The organism is Microbacterium sp., assembly GCF_040394595.1.
Lineage (GTDB): Bacteria > Actinomycetota > Actinomycetes > Actinomycetales > Microbacteriaceae > Microbacterium.
The window spans coordinates 467065-484362 of the sequence record NZ_JBEBSA010000002.1 but is presented as its reverse complement, the minus strand read 5'-3'; the positions used below and the strand labels follow the sequence as shown (position 1 = coordinate 484362).

Genomic DNA, 17298 nt, shown 5'->3' with positions numbered 1-17298 from the left:
GTCGGCGGAGGAGGCCTCCCGGAGGACGCTCAGTCGAGGAAGATGTCGGGGAACAGCGCGCTGTCGGGAGTCCCGGGCACCGCTGCGTAGCCGGAGAAGTCGGTCACGCCGTCCGCCTCGAGCACGTCCTCCACGATGAGCTGCTGCCCGGTGTACTCCCGCGCCGGCTTGTTCAGCACCGCGTAGGCGGCATCCGCGTAGACGTCCGGCGTGCGGCTGGCCGCCATCACGCGGTCTCCGCCGAGCAGGTTCTGCACGGCGGCGGTGGCGATCGTCGTGCGCGGCCAGAGCGTGTTGGCCGCGATCCCCGCCTCCGCGAACTCCGCGGCGATGCCCAGCGTGGCCATCGTCATGCCGAACTTCGCCAGCGAATACCCGGTGTGGGCGCCGAGCCAACGCGGCGTCGGGTTCAGCGGGGGCGAGAGCGAGAGGATGTGCGGGTTCGGAGCTTCCTTGAGCACCGGAACGGCCGCGCGGCACAGCATGAACGTGCCGCGTACGTTGACGTCCTGCATCAGGTCGTACTTCTTCGCCGCGAGATCCAGCGAGGGCGAGAGGTCGATCACGCTGGCGTTGTTGACCACGATGTCGATGCCGCCGAACTCGCCCGCCGTCTTCATCACGGCCTCGGTGATGTCGTCGTCGTTGCGCACGTCGCCCACGATCGGCAGCGCGTTGCCCCCGGCCGCGCGGATCTGCTCCGCGGCGGTGTGGATCGTGCCCTCGAGCTTCGGATGCGGGGTGTCGGTCTTGGCCAGCAGGGCGATGTTCGCGCCGTCGGCGGCGGCCTTCAGGGCGATCGCGAGGCCGATGCCGCGGCTGCCGCCCGACATGAGGATGGTCTTTCCTGCGAGGGACATGGGTGCTCCTTATTTCGGCGCCATGCGGATGGCGCCGTCGAGGCGGATGGTCTCTCCGTTGAGGTAGCCGTTGTCGACGATGTGCGCCACGAGCGCGGCATACTCGTCGGGCCGTCCGAGGCGGGCCGGGTAGGGCACCTGCTCGCCGAGCGAGTCCTGGGCGGCCTGCGGCAGGCCGGCGAGCATCGGGGTCTCCATGATGCCCGGGGCGATCGTGCAGACCCGGATCCCGTACCGGGCGAGCTCGCGCGCGATCGGCAGCGTCATGGCGTGCACGCCGCCCTTCGACGCCGAGTAGGCGGGCTGGCCGATCTGGCCGTCGAAGGCCGCGACGCTGGCGGTGTTGACGATGACGCCGCGGTCGCCTCCCTCGGTCGGCTCCGTCTTCGAGATCACCGCGGCGGCCTGGGAGATGACGTTGAACGTGCCAACGAGGTTGATGCGGATGATCCGCTCGAACGCGGCGAGATCGGCGGGATCGCCGTCGCGGTCGAGCACCTTGGCGGGCGGGGCGATGCCGGCGCAGTTGACCACCACGCGCAGCGGCGCGCTCGCGGCCTCGACCGCGGCGCGCACCTGGTCGGCGTCGGTGACGTCGGCGGGGGCGAACGAGCCGCCGAGCTCTGCGGCGACGTCGGCACCGGCCGAGTTCGGCAGATCGACGATCGTGACCTGCGCCCCGGCGGCGGCGAGACGGCGGGCCGTCGCGAGTCCGAGACCGCTGGCGCCTCCGGTGACGAGGGCTCCTGCACCGCTGATCTGCATCCTGTTCTCCTTCGAACGTCGTTTTGCGACTGAGTCTCAGCTTACGTGGTCCTGAGTCCGCCGCTGGCTCGGCGGCCGGATCGGGTGTTTGCTGAAGGTATGGAACTGCGTCGAAAGCGAGCCTACGACACCGCGGAAGCGGCCGACGGCTTCCGCGTGCTGGTGGACCGGCTGTGGCCCCGCGGGGTGTCGAAGGAGAGGGCGGCGATCGACCTGTGGGCGAAGGACACCGCCCCCACGCCGGAGCTGCGGACCGACTGGCACCACGCCCCTCCGGAGGAGTGGGGGCTCTACGCCGACCGGTACCGCGCGCAGCTGGCCGGGGAGTCGTCCGCGGCGCTGCACGCACTCGTCGGGGAGCTGCGCCCGCACCCTGTGGTGACGCTGGTCCACGCCGCGCACGACGAGGTGCACAACCACGCCGTGGTGCTCGAAGAGGCGCTGCGCCCGCTCCTGGACTGACCTTCCCCTCCTCCGGGAGTGCGCCGGTGCCGTCGAAGACGGGCAGGATGGAGGCATGTCGATTCCTGCCGAGCCGGTGACCGTGCCCGACGTCGTCCGGGAACTCTCCCGCGGCGCCGACCTGGTCTGCGTGTGGGACAACGACTACGGCGGGCTGACCTTCCGCGCGACCCCGGCCGAGGGCGACGTCTTCTACATCAAGTGGGGGCCGCGCAACGAGGAGTTCACCCTGCGCGATGAGGCGGAGCGCATGACGTGGGCGGGGCGCTGGATCCGCGTTCCCACGGTGCTCGACCAGGGCGGGGACCGCACGCACGAGTGGCTGGTCACCGCGGCGATCGACGGTGACAGCGCCGTGGATCCGCGCTGGGTCGCGCAGCCCGAGGTCGCGGTGCGCGCGGTCGGCGAGGCGCTGCGCCGCCTGCACGACGCACTGCCGGTCGCGGAGTGCCCGTGGACCTGGGACGTGGAGGGCCGGATCGCGAACGCCGAGCGTCGCGGCATCGAGGTGCCCGCGCGCTTCCACGAGGCCCCGCCGATCGACCGTCTCGTGGTGTGCCACGGCGACGCGTGCTGCCCCAACACGCTGATCGGCCCGGACGGGCGCTGGATCGCGCTCGTCGACATGGCGATGCTCGGCGTCGCCGACCGCTGGGCGGACATCGCGGTGGCGTCGATGAGCACCGAGTGGAACTACGGTCCGGGCTGGGAGGACGCGCTGATCGAGGCGTACGGCGTCGAACCCGACCGGGAGCGTCTCGCCTACTACCGCGATCTCTGGAACGCGGCCTGAGGCGTCGCCGCCCGCCGATCAGGACCAGATGAAGCGGAAGGTGCCGGCGGCGATCGCCGCGGCGAGCGAGAGCGCCATGATGAGCACGCCGCCGGCGAGCGCGACGCCGTCGCGCGGTGAGAGCCGCGACGGCCGCGACCAGGTGCGCGGGGCGTCCGAGCCGAAGCCACGGGCCTCCATCGCCATCGCGAGCTTCGTGCCACGGCGCACGGCGAACACCAGTAGCACGAAGGCCATCGAGAAGAACCGGGCGACCGCGCCACGGTCCCCGATGCCGCGGGCGCGGCGGGCCAGCGCCATCGTGCGCCAGTCGTCGAGGAACAGTCCGAGCATCCGGGTGCCGGCGAGGGTGCCGAGCACGAAACGGCTGGGCAGATGGGCGACCTGCGCGAGAGCGTCGGCCAGCTCGGTCGGATCGGTGCGGCCGAAGAGGAGGATCGTCGGAAGCCCCAGGGCGAGCACGCGCAGGCCGACGGCGAGCGCCAGCTGCACCGAGCCCTCGCTGATCGTCGCGACACCGAACGACCAGTAGACCTGCCCGGAGGGCTGCCCGTAGAGCAGCATGCTCACTCCGGCGATCGGCGCGAACGCCGCCAGCAGCGCCATGCGCCGCAGCACGGTGCCCGGCGCGAGGCCGGTGAGCGGGAGGCACAGCAGTTGCAGCGCGATCGCGACGAGGCCGCTGACGACGTCGATGGACGCGAACAGCGGGATGGACAGCACGAGCGCGAGCACGATGCGCGTGACCGGGTTGACCCCGTCGATCCAGGCGGTCCGCGGCGGTGCGACGACGGTGACGGTCATGACGCCGCCGCCGGCTCGAGCAGGATCCGGTGCCCGCCGAGATGCGCGACCACCGCCTCGTCGTGCGTGACGGCGACGATGCTCGCCCCTCCGGCGATCTCCTCCTGAAGCAGGAGGACGAGCTCCGCCCAGCCCCGCCGGTCCTGGCCGAACGTGGGCTCGTCGAGCACGATCACCTCGGGCGACGCGGCGAGCACGGTGGCGACCGACAGGCGGCGCTTCTGCCCGCCGGAGAGCGTGAAGGGGTTCGCCTCGGCCAGGTGATCGAGGTGGAGGCGCTCCAGCAGCCCGTCGACGACCGCGCGCGCCCTCTCCGCCGGCAGGCCGAGGGCGCGGGGCCCGACGGCGAGCTCCTCTCTGAGGGTCTGTGCGAGGAACTGGTGCTCCGGATCCTGGAAGACGGTGCCGATGCGGGTGAGCAGTTCGCGGGAGGTCCAGCGGATGGGACGGACGCCCTTCTTGCCCTGAAGGTGCGCGGCGGCGCTCACCTCACCCGCGAGCTCGGGGAGGAGGCCGGCGAGGGTGAGCGCGAGGGTCGACTTCCCGGCGCCGTTCGGACCGGTGATCGAGGTGGCCGCGGCCCGCGGCACGGCGAGCGCGAGGTCGCGCTGCACGGCGGTGCGGCCGTCGCGGGAGATCGCGAGGCCGCGGGCGGTGAGCACGCTCGGCGCCGCCGGGGAGGCGGCAGGCAGCGTCGGGAGGTCGACCGGATGCCGGGGCACCCAGACCCCGGCATCCGCCAGCGCGTCCTGATGACGGCCGAAGACCTCGTCCGGCGGGCCGTCGGCGAGCAGCCCGCCGCCCGCATCGAGCACGACGACGCGGGTCATGAGGTCGGCCCACACCTCGGTGCGGTGCTCGATCACGACCAGCGTCGCCCCGATCTCGGCGACGATGCGGGCGACGCTGTCCCGCACCTCGCGCACGCCCTCCGGGTCGAGGTTGGCCGTGGGCTCGTCGAGCAGCAGCAGTCCGGGACGCATCGCGAGGGCGCCGGCCAGCGCCAGCCGCTGCTTCTGCCCGCCGGAGAGCGCCTTGGTCGCCCGGTCGAGGGGCACGTCGAGCCCGACGGCGGACAGCGCCGCACCGACGCGCGAGGGGATCTCGTCGGCCGAGACGCCCAGGTTCTCGCAGCCGAACGCGACGTCGTCCCCCACACGGGAGAGCACCACCCCGGCATCCGGATCCTGCAGCACCAGGCCGATGCCTCCGCGCTGCTCCTCAGGGCGCTGTCCGTCGACGAGCAGCGAACCGGTGCGCTCGCCCTCCTCGGCGTCGCCGAGGAGCCCGGCGAGACCGGCCAGGAGCGTCGACTTGCCGGCGCCGGATGCGCCGAGGAGCAGCACCCGCTCGCCGGCCTCGATCGTGAGGTCGACGTCGCGGACCGCGGGGAGACGGCGGCCGGCGTACCGCCAGCCCCATCCCTCGGCGACGACCCGCGCCGGGGCCGCCTGCGCCGTCACCGTCAGACCTCGCGGCGCAGTTCTCGCCCTGCGGCGAACCTGCTGAGCGCTCCGGTGGCGGCCAGCGCACGCACGAGCAGCCATCCGACGAGGCCCGCGAGCAGGGCGCCCGATACGATGAGCGAGCCCAGGTAGATCAGGTTGAACTCGACGGTCTTGAGGATGTTCGGCGAGCTTCCGTAGAACATCTCGAAGATCCATGCCGCGACCCCCGCGCCGATGCCGGCGAGCATCGCGACGGGCAGCCCGAACCGGCGGTAGAGGAACAGGGCGAAGAACAGCTCGGCGCCGAGGCCCTGCACGAGTCCCGACAGCACGGTCGAGACCCCCCACTGGTTGCCGATCATCATCGAGATCGTCGCGGCGATCACCTCGACCACGAGCGCGGCACCGGGCTTGCGGATCACCAGACCGCCGACCACGCCGCCGAGCAGCCAGATGCCGACGGCGGTGCCGCCGAGTCCCGGGGTGAGGGCGTCGGCCGCGCCGAACCAGGTGCCGCCGACGGCGTTCCAGGCCCAGAAGACGAGGCCGATCGCGACGCCGAGCACGGCGGCGACGACGATGTCGACGACCCGCCAGCGCAGGGTGCGCGGCGGAGCGTCGTTCCGGGTGGACACGGACACGGCAGACGTACTCATATGAACTCCTCCCTGCGCTGGCATGACCCAGATCAGGTTCGACGGTCGAAGCGCGGTTCGCTTCCTCTCAGCCCGGCTCGCCCGGACTCCCGTGGTTGTGCGATCGATCATAGTCCGAACGGGGACGCGGGGGTTCTCGCCCCCGCGCGGCGGATGGACGGATCCGCGGTTTCCCGGGTCGGATTGGGTAACGTGAGCGGGTGACCATCGAGGATCCGGGAGCTCCGGAGAGGCCGCGGGGAGAAGCCGACGCCTCGTCGCGCCCGGAGGCCGACGCGCCGTCGCCCACCGGATCCGGGGCGGAGACGGAGACGGCCACGGCGCCGGAGCCGTCCTCCGAACCGGCCTCGGTGGCCATGCCCGGCCCGGGTGCCGACGAGGATCCGCCGGCGATCCCCCGCCCCGAAGCGGACGCTGAGGCATCACCGCCCGCGATCTCCGACACCGACGCGACGGCCCCTTCCCCCACCGCCTCGACGGAACCCGCCCCCTCCGCCGCGCTTCGCGAGCGGGACGCCGCCCCTCTCCTGGAGGATGTCGCCGCGCCACCGTCCGACGGCGAAGGCGGGGAGCCGCCGACGCCGACGCACCTCACGGCCTCCCTCGATCAGGAGCTCGCCGAGATCGGGTTCGCCGAGGCCCCTGCCCGACCGGATGCGCAATGGGTCACGGAAGGCCGCGGCGCCTCGGCGCTGACCTGGATCGATGCGGAGTCGGTGAGCACCGGATCGATCCCGATCGAATTCGGCGCGGCCCCGACCGAGGCGGAAGGACCCGATCTACTCGCCGATGCCCGCCTGCGTCCGGGGTGGCTGCGTGCGCGCGTGCTCGTGCCGACGCTCTTCGTCGTGGCCCTCGCCGCCGCGTACTGCGGGTCGACGCTACTGTGGCCGCTCGACAACGTCGCCCCGACGGTGACGGCCGCGAAGGTGGAGATCGCCCCCGCCGCTGCGGCGAGCCTCGCCTGGCCGACCTCCGGCAGCGCCGCGGTCGGGGTGCAGGGCATGGGCACGGCGTCGTCCGGCGGCGACCGTGAGCCGATCGCGAGCATCAGCAAGGTGGCGTCGAGCCTGATGGTGCTCGACGCGCTGCCGCTCAAGCCCGGCGAGGAGGGACCCTCCTACGCCTTCACCCGGCAGGACTCCCTGAAGTACTGGCAGTACCGGCGGTCCGACCAGTCGGCCCTCGACGTCCCGGCGGGCGGCAGCCTCACCGAGCATCAGATGCTGGAGGGCGTGCTCCTCGGCTCGGCCAACAACTACATCGACCGTCTCTCCCGCGAGATCTGGGGCTCCGAGGGGGCTTTCGCCGATGCCTCGGCGAAGTGGCTGCGGGACCACGGTCTCGGGGACATCTCGCTGCCGAACCCGTCGGGCTTCGATTCCCGGAATGTCGCGAGCGCCTCCGACCTCATCACCCTGGGCGAGCTCGCGATGCGCAATCAGGTCTTCGCCGACATCGTCGGCACGCCGCAGGTCGAGCTCCCCGGCGCCGGAGTGGTCAAGAACACCAACCGCCTGCTCGCCGAGGATGAAGGCGTCGTCGGGATCAAGACGGGCACCCTCGGGAAGTCGTGGAACCTGCTGACCGCGAAGGACATCACGGTCGACGGGAAGACGGTGCGGCTGTTCGCCGCGGTGCTCGGACAGCATGACGACGACGCCCGTGTCGATGCGACCCGCGCGCTCTTCGCCGAGGTGGAGAAGGCGCTGGCCTCGCAGACCCCCGCCGTGCCCAAGGGCACCGTGGTGGGCACGCTCACCACCGAGTGGGGCGCGCGCAGCGACATCGTCACCGACACCGATGCGAAGGTGGCGCTCTGGAACGGCGCGACGGCGACGGCCAAGAGCGACCTGTCCCTCGGGGACGCCTGGACGAAGGGCGCGAAGACCGGCACGCTGACGACCACCGGCCCGCTCGGCAGCGCGGAGACGTCGGTGTCGCTGCGCTCCCAGGTGGAAGGCCCCAGTCCGTGGTGGCGACTGACCCACCCGATGCAGCTGTTCGGCCTGGACTGACCGTTCCCCGGATCGCTCCGACGGCCCGACCCGACGGCCGATCCGCCCGGGTCCGGAGACGCGGAAGCGCCCGCCCTCACGAGGAGGACGGGCGCTTCTCGGCGGTCAGGCCCGATCGGACCCTTCGGGTTCCTCGCCCTCGGCGCCCTCGGTGCCCGCATCGCGCGCGGTCCCCGCGACGGCCACGGGCACGGCGCCGGTCGCAGCGGCGGCGACCGCCTCGGCGACGTCGTCCGCCTCGCCCGTCACGACCACCGGAGTGGAGCCGGTGAGGGCCTCCTCGGCGTCGATGTCGGCCGCGGCCTGCTCGAACTGCGACTGGTACAGCCGCCAGTAGGCGCCCTTGGCAGCGATGAGCTCGTCGTGGCTGCCCTTCTCGACGATGTCGCCGTGCTCCATCACGAGGATGAGGTCGGCGTCGCGGATCGTCGAGAGACGGTGCGCGATCACGAACGACGTGCGACCCTGGCGCAGCGCCGCCATGGCGTGCTGCAACAGCAGCTCGGTGCGTGTGTCGACCGCCGACGTCGCCTCGTCGAGGATCAGGATCGACGGCTGGGCGACGAACGCACGGGCGATCGTGATCAGCTGCCGTTCACCGGCGGAGACGTTGGACGCGTCCTCGTCGAGCTTGGTGTCGTAGCCCTCGGGGAGCGAGTGCACGAACCGGTCGACATAGGTCGCCGACGCCGCCGTGATGATCTCCTCATCGGTCGCCGACTCGTTGCCGTAGCGGATGTTGTCCCGGATGGTCCCGGCGAACAGCCACGGGTCCTGCAGCACCATGCCGGTGCGACGACGCAGATCCTCGCGGGTCATCTCGGCGATGTCCTGCCCGTCGAGCAGGATGCGGCCGCCGCTCAGTTCGTAGAACCGCATGATGAGATTCACCAGCGTCGTCTTGCCGGCACCGGTCGGGCCGACGATCGCGACCGTCTGCCCGGGCTCCACCCGGAAGGACAGGTCGGTGATCAGCGGACGGTCCTCGGTGTAGGAGAACGCCACGTGGTCGAACTCGATCACACCGCGGCCGCCGTCGACGGTGGGCGCGTCCTCCGCATCCGGGTCCTGCTCATCGGCGTCCAGGAAGTCGAACACGCGCTCGGCCGAGGCCGTACCGGACTGCACGACCGCCGCCATGCCGCCCAGCTCGCTGAGCGGCTGGCTGAACTGCTGCGAGTACTGGATGAACGCCTGCACGTCGCCGAGCCGGAGACCGCCGTTGGCGACCATCATGCCGCCGAGCACCGCGATGCCGACGTACTGCAGGTTCCCGACGAAGGTCATGGCCGGCATGATGATGCCCGACAGGAACTGCGCCTTGAAGCTCGCCTGGAACAGCTCCTCGTTCTCGACCTGGAAGTTGTCCAGCGCATCCTGCTCGCGACCGAACACCTTGACGAGGGCGTGGCCGGAGAAGGCCTCCTCGACACGGGCGTTCAGACGGCCGACCTTGCGCCACTGGACGCCGAAGGCCTTCTGCGACCGCGGGCCGATCACGCCGAAGATGATGCCCATCAGCGGCAGCGACACCAGCGCGACCAGCGCGAGCTGCCACGAGATCGAGAACATCATCACGAGCACGCCGACCACGGTGAGGATCGACGTGAGCGCCCCGGACAGCGACTGCTGCATGGTCTGGGTGATGTTGTCGATATCGTTCGTGACCCGCGAGATCAGCTCACCACGCTGCACCTTGTCGAAGTACGACAGCGGCAGGCGGTTGATCTTGGCCTCGACGTCCTCACGCAGGCGCCACATCGTGCGCACCATGATCACATTGATCACGTAGCCCTGCAGCCAGCTCAACACGGAGGAGAGGACGTAGATCGCCAGCACCGCGACGATGATCCAGCGCAGCGACTCGAAGTTCACGCCGTCGCCGACCTTGAAGGGATCCATCGCCCCGACCATGTCGGCGAAGGTGCCCTGACCGGCAGAGCGCAGCGCCTCGACGACCTGCTCCCGGCTCGTGCCCACCGGGAAGCCGTTGTCCCCCAGCTGCTTTGAGATGAAGCCCTCGTAGACGATGTTGGTCGCCTGTCCGAGGATCTTCGGCGCGGCCACCGAGAGCACCACGCCGATCGCACCGAACAGCGACACCAGCGCGAACCACCAGGCGGACGGCCTGAGCAGCCCGATCATGCGCTTGAAGCTCGGGCCGAACCGGTCGGCCTTGCCCGGCGCGGGGCCGTCGAACATGCCGCCGCCGTCCTGGCGCGCCTTCTCGGCCTGCGCGGCTTCTTCCTTCTCGGCCTCGGTCATCTCGACCTCGGCGGTCGCGGCGCCACCTCGTGCGGCAGCCACACGGTCCTTGCGGGCCTGCTTGCGGTCTTCCGCGCTCATGCGTCCACCCCCAGCTGCGACTCGACGATCTCCTTGTACGTGGTGCTCGACACGAGCAGCTCCTCATGGGTTCCGACGCCGACCACGGCGCCGTCCTCGAGCACGACGATGCGATCGGCATCCGTGATGGTCGACACGCGCTGTGCGACGACGATCTTCGTGACCTCCGGCAGCTCGCGCCACAACGCCTGTCTCAGACGGGCATCGGTGGTGAGGTCGAGCGCCGAGAACGAGTCGTCGAAGACGAGGATGCTCGGCTGGTGCACGATCGCGCGGGCGATCGCCAGCCGCTGCCGCTGCCCGCCCGAGACGTTCGTGCCGCCCTGCGCGATGCGCGAGTTCAGCCCTTCAGGCATCTCCTCGACGAAGTCGCGCCCCTGGGCGATCTCGAGCGCCTTCCACAGCTCCTCGTCGGTGGCGTCCTCGCGCCCGTAGCGCAGGTTGGAGGCCACCGTCCCCGTGAACAGGAACGGACGCTGGGGGATCAGCCCGATGCTCTTCCAGAGCGCATCGAGGTCGGCCTCGCGCACATCGACACCGCCGACGCCGACCGATCCTCCGGTGACGTCGAACAGGCGGGGGATGAGGGAGACCAGGGTGGTCTTCCCCGATCCCGTCGATCCGATGATCGCGACGGTCTCGCCCGGCTCGGCCCGGAAGCTGATGCCCGTGAGCACCGGCGCCTCCGCACCCGGGTAGGTGAACTCAACGTCGTCGAACACGACCGCACCGGGCGTCGGGAACTCGCGCACGCCGTTCTCGGGCCGCGCCAGCGTCGACTCGGCGCCGAGCACCTCGCCCACGCGCTCGGCCGAGACCGCGGCGCGCGGGATCATCATCGCCATGAAGCTGGACATGATGACGCCCATCATGATCTGGCCGATGTACTGCATGAACGCGAAGATCGTGCCGGTCTCGGCATGGCCGGCGTTGATCTCGATCCCGCCGAACCAGATGACCGCGACCACGGCGACGTTGAGCACCAGCATGAACAGCGGGAACATCAGCACGAACAGCGAGCCGATGTTCCGTCCGAGCACCATCAGGTCGGTGTTGACCTCGCGGAACCGGCGCTCCTCGATGCGCTCGCGCACGAACGCGCGCACGACGCGCACGCCGGTGAGCTGCTCGCGCATGATGCGGTTGACGTCGTCGATCTTGCGCTGGTTGGCGCGGAACAGCGGCACCATGCGGCCGATGATGACCACGGCGATGATCAGCAGCAGCGGCACCGAGACCGCGATCAGCCAGCTCAGGCCCAGGTCGGTCTGCACCGCCTTGATGATGCCGCCGATGGCGAGCAGCGGCGCGGTGACGAACATCGTCGCGCCCATCATCGCGAGCATCTGCACCTGCTGCACGTCGTTGGTGTTCCTGGTGATCAGCGACCCGGCCCCGAACTGCGAGACCTCGCGCTCGGAGAAACCGCTGACGCGCGAGAACACATCGGCGCGGATGTCGCGACCGACGGCCATCGCCATCCTGGCGGCGAACAGGGTCGCGATGATCGAGGCGACGATCTGGCCGAGCGACACGAGCAGCATGAACCCGCCGCGGGCCCAGATGTAGCCGATGTCGGCCTTCGCGACGCCGTTGTTGATGATGTCGGCGTTGATCTCAGGCAGGTTGAGAGACGCCATGACGCTGGCGAACTGCAGCACGACGACGATGAGCAGCAGCCACCAGTAACGAGTGAGATATCGGACGAGGAGTTTTCCCAGCACAGGCGGAATCCTTCACGGTAGTCGGCCCTCCCGGCAGAGGGCCACGTCATAGAGTGCCATGACCCGCCGACATTCACATCAGGTGTGATAAAACCTTCGCTCACAGCGAAACGCTCGGGCGTGTCGCCCCGGTGTCTTCCTCCTCGCGCGCCGTTCGCCCAGCCGCGCCCTCCTAGACTTCGAGGGTGGGTGAGCTGAGCGAGAACGACGCCGTGCTGCTGGTCTGCGACTACTCGCTGAAGTATCTGGGCGGCGCGCAGACCGCGTTCCTCCGGCAGGCCGAGGCTCTGGCGTCGGAGGGCGTGCGGGTGGTCGTGCTCGCGCCCGATGCGGACGCCGCGAGGACCGGAGCCCTGGAGCACGCCGTCCTCATCTCCCCCGCGCGCCGCGGCACCATCCCCGTGCTCGACCTGCCCCTGCTCGGCGGCGCGCGCGACCTGGAGCCGCTGATCGCCGCCACCGTGCGCCGTCATCGCGTCGGGGCGATCGTCGTCCACTCGGAGTTCGCCCTCGCCGCGGCCTGCCTCGCCGTGGGGCGGGAGCTCGGCGTCCCCGTGCTGCACACGGTGCACACCTTCTTCTGGCGCGCCCCGTCGGCCCTCGCGCCGTTCGCGCCGCTCGTCGGCCGCGTGCATCGCGCGCTCACCGGCATCCGCACCGGCCGGCGCAGCACCGGGAGCAGCCGGATCAACGATGCGCTGCGCACGATGACGCTGCGCATCGCCGAGCGCGCCGACGTGGTGCTCTCCCCCTCGGCGCATCAGGCCGAGGCGCTGCGCCGCGCGGGCGCCGGCCGCGTCGAGGCCTTCTCGAACGTCGCGCAGCCGCTGCGCCTCGCCGACCCCGTTTCGGAGGGGCCGCTCCGGCTGCTCTGGGTCGCCCGCTTCGCCCCCGAGAAGCGTCTCGAGGTGGCGCTCGACGCGATGCGGCTGGTCGATGCGGAGCTCGGCGCGGGCCGCGTGCGCCTCGACGTCGCCGGCGGCGCCCACCGCCCGCTGCCGGGGGTCGAGTTCCACGGTCCGGTCTCCGGCGAGCGCGTCGGGGAGCTGATGGACGGATCCGACGCCGTGCTCATCACCTCGCTCGGCTTCGACAACCAGCCGATGGTGGCCCTCGAGGCCTTCGCGCACGGGCGCCCCGTGATCGTCAGCGACCCGGTGCTCGCCGGCGAGTTCGGCCCGGCGGCTCTCGGCACCCCGACCCCGGACGCCCGGGGACTCGCCGACCTGGTCGTCGAGCTCGCGGCCGACCGCGACCGGCTCGCCCCGCACCGCGAGGCGGCGACCGCCTATGCGCGCGACCGCCAGCCGTCCGCGCACGTCGCACGGCTGCGGGAGATCATCGCCTCGGTCTGACCGGGGCCCGCTCAGAACAGCGCGGGCTGCGGCACGAACGCCCTCGCCCCTGCTCCGGCGTCGTCCGGAAGCTCCGCGACGGTGGCTGGCTGCCACTTCGGCTGCCGGTCCTTGTCGACGACCTGTGCCCTGATCCCCTCGACGAGATCGGGATGGTTGAGGATGAACCACATCACGCGGCGGTACTCCCCCGCCAGGGCCTCGCGCACGCCGCTCATCATCCGCGCCTCGCGGACGGCGTCGAGCGTGACGGCGAGGCCGGTGGGCGCGAGCTCCTCCAGGGCGTCGGCGGCCGCCGCGGCATCCGGGATCCCCGCGGCACGGAGACGCTCGACGATCTCACCGACGGTCGGTGCGGAGAACGCCTCGTCGATCCATCCCTGCGACGCGGGCAGCGCCGAGGGCTCGGGAGTCTCGTCGAAGAGGAGGACGAGCTCACTGGGGCTGCCGGGGTCGGCGCGGTAGGCGAGCGCCTCGCGCAACGCGTCGAGCCGCTCGGAGGGGACGAAGTAGTCGGCGAAGCCGTTGTGGATCGCGTCGGCGCCCGACATGTGCGCCCCGGTGAGCCCGAAGTACTCGCCGAGGCGGCCCGGCGCGCGCCCCAGCAGCCAGGTGCCCCCGACGTCGGGGGTGAAACCGATTCGGGTCTCCGGCATCGCGAGGCGCGAGCGCTCGGTCACGATGCGGATCGCCGCGTGCCCGGCCAGGCCGATGCCGCCGCCCATGGTGATCCCGTCGGCGAAGGCCACGATCGGCTTCGGATACTCCGCGATCGCCGCGTTCATCGCGTACTCGGCGCGGAAGAACTCCGCGGCCTCCGCGGCGCGGCCCGCCGTGACCATCTCGTAGAGGGCACGGACGTCGCCGCCCGCGCACAGTCCGCGCTCGCCCGCGCCGTCGATGAGCACCGTCTGGATGTCGCTGTCGTCGCGCCACGCGTCGAGTGCCGCCGTGATGTCGCGGATCATCCCGACGTCGAGGGCGTTGATCGCCTCGGGCCTGTCGAGGGTGATCCGGCCGAGCGAGTTCTCGGTGCGGACGAGGACACGGGATGCTTCGGGCGACGCTGTCACGTCAGCCAGGCTACCTCTCCACACCGACGCCATCCTGCGCCGCGGCACGGAAAATGCGTGCCGAACCGGCTTTTCCGACAGAATAGACGGATCAGTAGGCAGTAGGAGAGGTCACCGATGCCCGACGGACAGGTGCTCGAGTTCACACGAGTCACGAAGCGCTACGGCGATGTCACCGCTCTCGCCGATTTCTCGGCCCGCGTCTCACCCGGCGCGGTGACGGGCCTTCTCGGCCCCAACGGCGCGGGCAAGACCACGACGCTCCGCATCCTCACGGGGGATCTGCGCGCCACGTCCGGCACCGCGACGATCGGCGGCGTGCCGTACTCCGAACTGCGGCATCCGCTGCGCACGGTCGGCTTCGTGCTGGAGGACCCCGTGTACCGGCCGCGGCGCACCGCCGAGCGCCAGCTGCAGATCGCGGCGAAGGCCAACGGCCTGCCGGCCTCACGGGTGGCCGAGGTGCTCGCGCTGGTCGGGCTGCAGAACGACGCGGACACCCGCATCGGCACCTTCTCGCTCGGCATGCGTCAGCGCCTGAGCGTCGCGGGCGCACTGCTCGGCGACCCGGGCGCGCTGGTGCTCGACGAGCCGGCCAACGGACTCGACCCCGAGGGCATCCGATGGATGCGCCTGCTCATGCGGCGTCTGGCCGACGAGGGGCGCACCGTGCTCGTCTCCTCGCATGTGCTCAGCGAGGTGGAGCAGGTCGCCGACGACGTGCTGGTCCTCGCGAAGGGCCGTGCCGTCTACGCCGGAGGCATCGACACGCTCTCCGACCCCACCACCGGCGCCGTGATCGTGGACGCCGAGGACCGCGGCGCGCTGCGAGCCGCGATCGCCGCCGCCGGACTCGACTTCGACACGCTGCGCTCCGGCATCACGGTTCGGGGCTCGGACGCCGCGACGGTCGGCGCCCTCGCCGCGCAGGCCGGGATCGCGCTGACCGTGCTGCAGCAGCGCGGCCCCAGCCTGGAGGAGGTCTTCCTCGACCTCGTGTACGGCCGCCGCCCCGAGATCGCGCGTCCGGCCCCCGTCGCAGAGACCGCGGACGAGCAGACGGCTCCCGAGGAGGAGCAGCCGGAGACCGACGACGAGCAGAAGGACGCCGACGGCTCCGCTGCGGCGGCCGCGACCGCAGCAGCGGCGGCGGCGATCGGCGGCGCGGGGCTGTTCGGCGCCGCGCCCGGCGCCGTCGAGGAGGATGCCGGGACCGGCACCGACCTCGACGGAGACTCCTTCTCCGCCGAGGGCACGACCGACCCGAGCGAGGAGACCGACGAGATCGGCGAGCCCGGACAGCACGAAGCGAGCGTGGAGACCGAGCAGCAGACCGAGGAGGCGGACGCGTCGGGCGATGCGTCGACCGAGCACGGTTTCGAGGAGCACGGCTTCGAGGAGCACGGTTTCGAGGATCAGCCTGCGGACACGGGGTCCGAGAGCTCCGCCGAGGACGGCGCCGACGAGGCGGACCGTCCGGCCGACGACCACGGGCACGGCGCAGACGAGCAGGCCGCAGATGGCGACCACGACGAGCACGCCCCCGGCGACGACGCGGCCGAGCACGCCCCCGAGGAGCACGGGCAGGACGTGGGGGGTCTCGTCGCCGACGACTCTGCCCTCGCGGAGGACGTCGTCCACGACGCCGACGGGCAGGATTCCGAGGACCACGCGTCCGACGAGCACGAGAAGGGCTCCGACGACCAGGGATACGGATCCGAGGACCACCGGTCGGACGAGCATGACGCCGAAGATCTCGGACGCGGCTCCGACGAGCAGGTCTCCGGAGACCACGGCTCCGACGATGCGACGACCGAACACGGCGACGAAGGCCACGACGACGAAGGCCACGACCACGACGATGCGGACGACGCGGTCGACGCCGACGACGCATCCGAGGCCGGCGACTCCGACGAGCACGGAGACGAGCACGACGCGGTCGACGCCGACGAGGCGTCCGCGGATGACGCTGCAGGGCACGACGAGCAGACCTCCGCGGAGCACGACGGCGACGAGCACGGCCAGGCATCCGGCGAGCAGCCGATCACGACCCCTCAGGACGACGAGACGACGCCCGGAACATCCCCGTGGCCGGACCTGCCGATCGACGAAACGCGGAACGCCGATTCCGCCTCCTCGTCCGACGAGCACGGCGCTCCCGATGACGATCAGCCCGCGGGCGAGGCTCCGATCGCCGGCCTGTTCGGTCCGGCGACGGTCACGATCCCGGTGATCTCGGCCTCCCCCGAGTTCGGCGCCGTGAGCAACGGCATAGGCCTCTTCCCCGGCGCATCGAGCGACGACTCCGACTCGGATGACGTGGTCGACGACGTCGTCACGGGCATCATGCCCGTGGTGGTCAGCGGCACTCCGGTGTCCGCCGACGAAGCCGTCTCCGAGGAGGAGTCGCCTGAGCCCGCCGAGGCGCACGACGAGTTCGTGGAGAACGAGCCGACGCACGACGAGCCCGTCGCCGAGGCCACCGACACCGACGAGCCCGGCGCCGAGGAGCACGACTCGGATCCGGAGCGGAACGAGGACTCCGCCGAGGAGACGCCCGAGGCCGAGAGCATCGAGCGCGCCCCCGAGGACGAGTCGACCGTGCTGCCCTTCGCGACGCAGGCGATCTCCGTGCCCTCCGAGACGCGCGAGCCGACCTTCACCGAGCTGATCACCGGGATTCCGGCCTCCGAGCAGTCGGACGAGCCCGAGCAGGAGGACTCCGCTGAGGAGGCGCCGGCCGAGGGCGGCGACGAGGATCCGCGCATGGACGCGATGCGGGCATCCATCGCCGCCGCCGCCAAGGCGTACTTCGAGGACCCGGCCCCCGCCTACCCCTACGGGCAGCGCGATGAGCAGAGCGAGGGCAACCCGTGGTCGCTCCCGAAGACCCCGCTCACCGACGCGACCCACGTCATCGACACGGTCCCGAAGCCCGAGGACGGCGAGCAGGACGAGGACCGCGGCGACGAGCACCGCGACTGAGCGCCGAGC

Annotated in this window: 13 protein-coding genes and 1 riboswitch; of the genes, 5 read left to right on the top strand and 8 right to left on the bottom strand. The window is 71.4% G+C overall.

Translation table 11 applies throughout. From position 1 onward, the window contains the following. Window positions 1-29: 29 nt before the first annotated feature. Window positions 30-860, bottom strand: a complete 831-nt coding sequence (locus ABWO84_RS05020) for an SDR family oxidoreductase (RefSeq protein ID WP_353113155.1) — start codon at window positions 858-860, stop codon at window positions 30-32. A gap of 9 nt (window positions 861-869) precedes the next feature. Continuing rightward, window positions 870-1625: an SDR family NAD(P)-dependent oxidoreductase gene (locus ABWO84_RS05015; RefSeq protein ID WP_353113153.1), complete on the bottom strand. Its 756-nt coding sequence runs from the start codon at window positions 1623-1625 to the stop codon at window positions 870-872. A gap of 99 nt (window positions 1626-1724) precedes the next feature. Here ABWO84_RS05015 and ABWO84_RS05010 point away from each other — a divergent pair, with 99 nt between their 5' ends. Together ABWO84_RS05010 and ABWO84_RS05005 are read left to right on the top strand one after the other, a co-directional pair. Beyond that, window positions 1725-2087 carry a DUF488 domain-containing protein gene (locus tag ABWO84_RS05010; protein ID WP_353113151.1) on the top strand — a complete coding sequence of 121 codons (363 nt, stop codon included), beginning with the start codon at window positions 1725-1727 and terminating at the stop codon, window positions 2085-2087. Window positions 2088-2142: 55 nt separating this feature from the next. Then, complete coding sequence (locus ABWO84_RS05005; protein WP_353113149.1) at window positions 2143-2880, top strand: phosphotransferase; 738 nt, start codon at window positions 2143-2145, stop codon at window positions 2878-2880. Between the two features lie 18 nt (window positions 2881-2898). Here the strand turns inward: ABWO84_RS05005 and ABWO84_RS05000 are convergent, their stop codons facing one another. The 3 genes from ABWO84_RS05000 to ABWO84_RS04990 form a co-directional block, all read right to left on the bottom strand. Then, on the bottom strand, window positions 2899-3684 hold the full coding sequence (locus ABWO84_RS05000) for an energy-coupling factor transporter transmembrane component T family protein (RefSeq protein WP_353113147.1): 786 nt from the start codon (window positions 3682-3684) through the stop codon (window positions 2899-2901). Continuing rightward, complete coding sequence (locus ABWO84_RS04995) at window positions 3681-5231, bottom strand: ABC transporter ATP-binding protein (RefSeq protein ID WP_502915382.1); 1551 nt, start codon at window positions 5229-5231, stop codon at window positions 3681-3683. The genes ABWO84_RS05000 and ABWO84_RS04995 overlap by 4 nt, the downstream gene beginning before the upstream one ends. Further along, the gene (locus ABWO84_RS04990) at window positions 5150-5788 is read right to left on the bottom strand and encodes an ECF transporter S component (RefSeq protein WP_353113143.1); all 639 of its coding nucleotides are present in this window, start codon (window positions 5786-5788) and stop codon (window positions 5150-5152) included. The genes ABWO84_RS04995 and ABWO84_RS04990 overlap by 82 nt, the downstream gene beginning before the upstream one ends. Beyond that, window positions 5779-5891: riboswitch (TPP riboswitch) on the bottom strand. (Overlaps the previous gene by 10 nt.) Before the next feature lie 97 nt (window positions 5892-5988). Between ABWO84_RS04990 and ABWO84_RS04985 the strand changes: the two genes are divergently transcribed. Beyond that, the gene (locus ABWO84_RS04985) at window positions 5989-7806 is read left to right on the top strand and encodes a D-alanyl-D-alanine carboxypeptidase family protein (protein WP_353113141.1); all 1818 of its coding nucleotides are present in this window, start codon (window positions 5989-5991) and stop codon (window positions 7804-7806) included. A gap of 105 nt (window positions 7807-7911) precedes the next feature. Here the strand turns inward: ABWO84_RS04985 and ABWO84_RS04980 are convergent, their stop codons facing one another. Together ABWO84_RS04980 and ABWO84_RS04975 are read right to left on the bottom strand one after the other, a co-directional pair. Continuing rightward, a complete protein-coding gene (locus tag ABWO84_RS04980) occupies window positions 7912-10152 on the bottom strand; it encodes an ABC transporter ATP-binding protein (RefSeq protein ID WP_353113139.1) in 2241 nt (746 codons plus the stop codon). After that, window positions 10149-11876: an ABC transporter ATP-binding protein gene (locus ABWO84_RS04975; protein ID WP_353113137.1), complete on the bottom strand. Its 1728-nt coding sequence runs from the start codon at window positions 11874-11876 to the stop codon at window positions 10149-10151. The genes ABWO84_RS04980 and ABWO84_RS04975 overlap by 4 nt, the downstream gene beginning before the upstream one ends. 185 nt (window positions 11877-12061) lie before the next feature. Between ABWO84_RS04975 and ABWO84_RS04970 the strand changes: the two genes are divergently transcribed. Beyond that, window positions 12062-13231: a glycosyltransferase family 4 protein gene (locus tag ABWO84_RS04970; RefSeq protein ID WP_353113135.1), complete on the top strand. Its 1170-nt coding sequence runs from the start codon at window positions 12062-12064 to the stop codon at window positions 13229-13231. An 11-nt stretch (window positions 13232-13242) separates the two neighbouring features. Here the strand turns inward: ABWO84_RS04970 and ABWO84_RS04965 are convergent, their stop codons facing one another. Continuing rightward, window positions 13243-14304, bottom strand: coding sequence for an enoyl-CoA hydratase/isomerase family protein (locus tag ABWO84_RS04965; protein WP_353113133.1), 1062 nt, complete (start codon window positions 14302-14304; stop codon window positions 13243-13245). A gap of 117 nt (window positions 14305-14421) precedes the next feature. Between ABWO84_RS04965 and ABWO84_RS04960 the strand changes: the two genes are divergently transcribed. Next, a complete protein-coding gene (locus ABWO84_RS04960) occupies window positions 14422-17289 on the top strand; it encodes an ATP-binding cassette domain-containing protein (protein WP_353113131.1) in 2868 nt (955 codons plus the stop codon). Window positions 17290-17298: the final 9 nt, after the last annotated feature.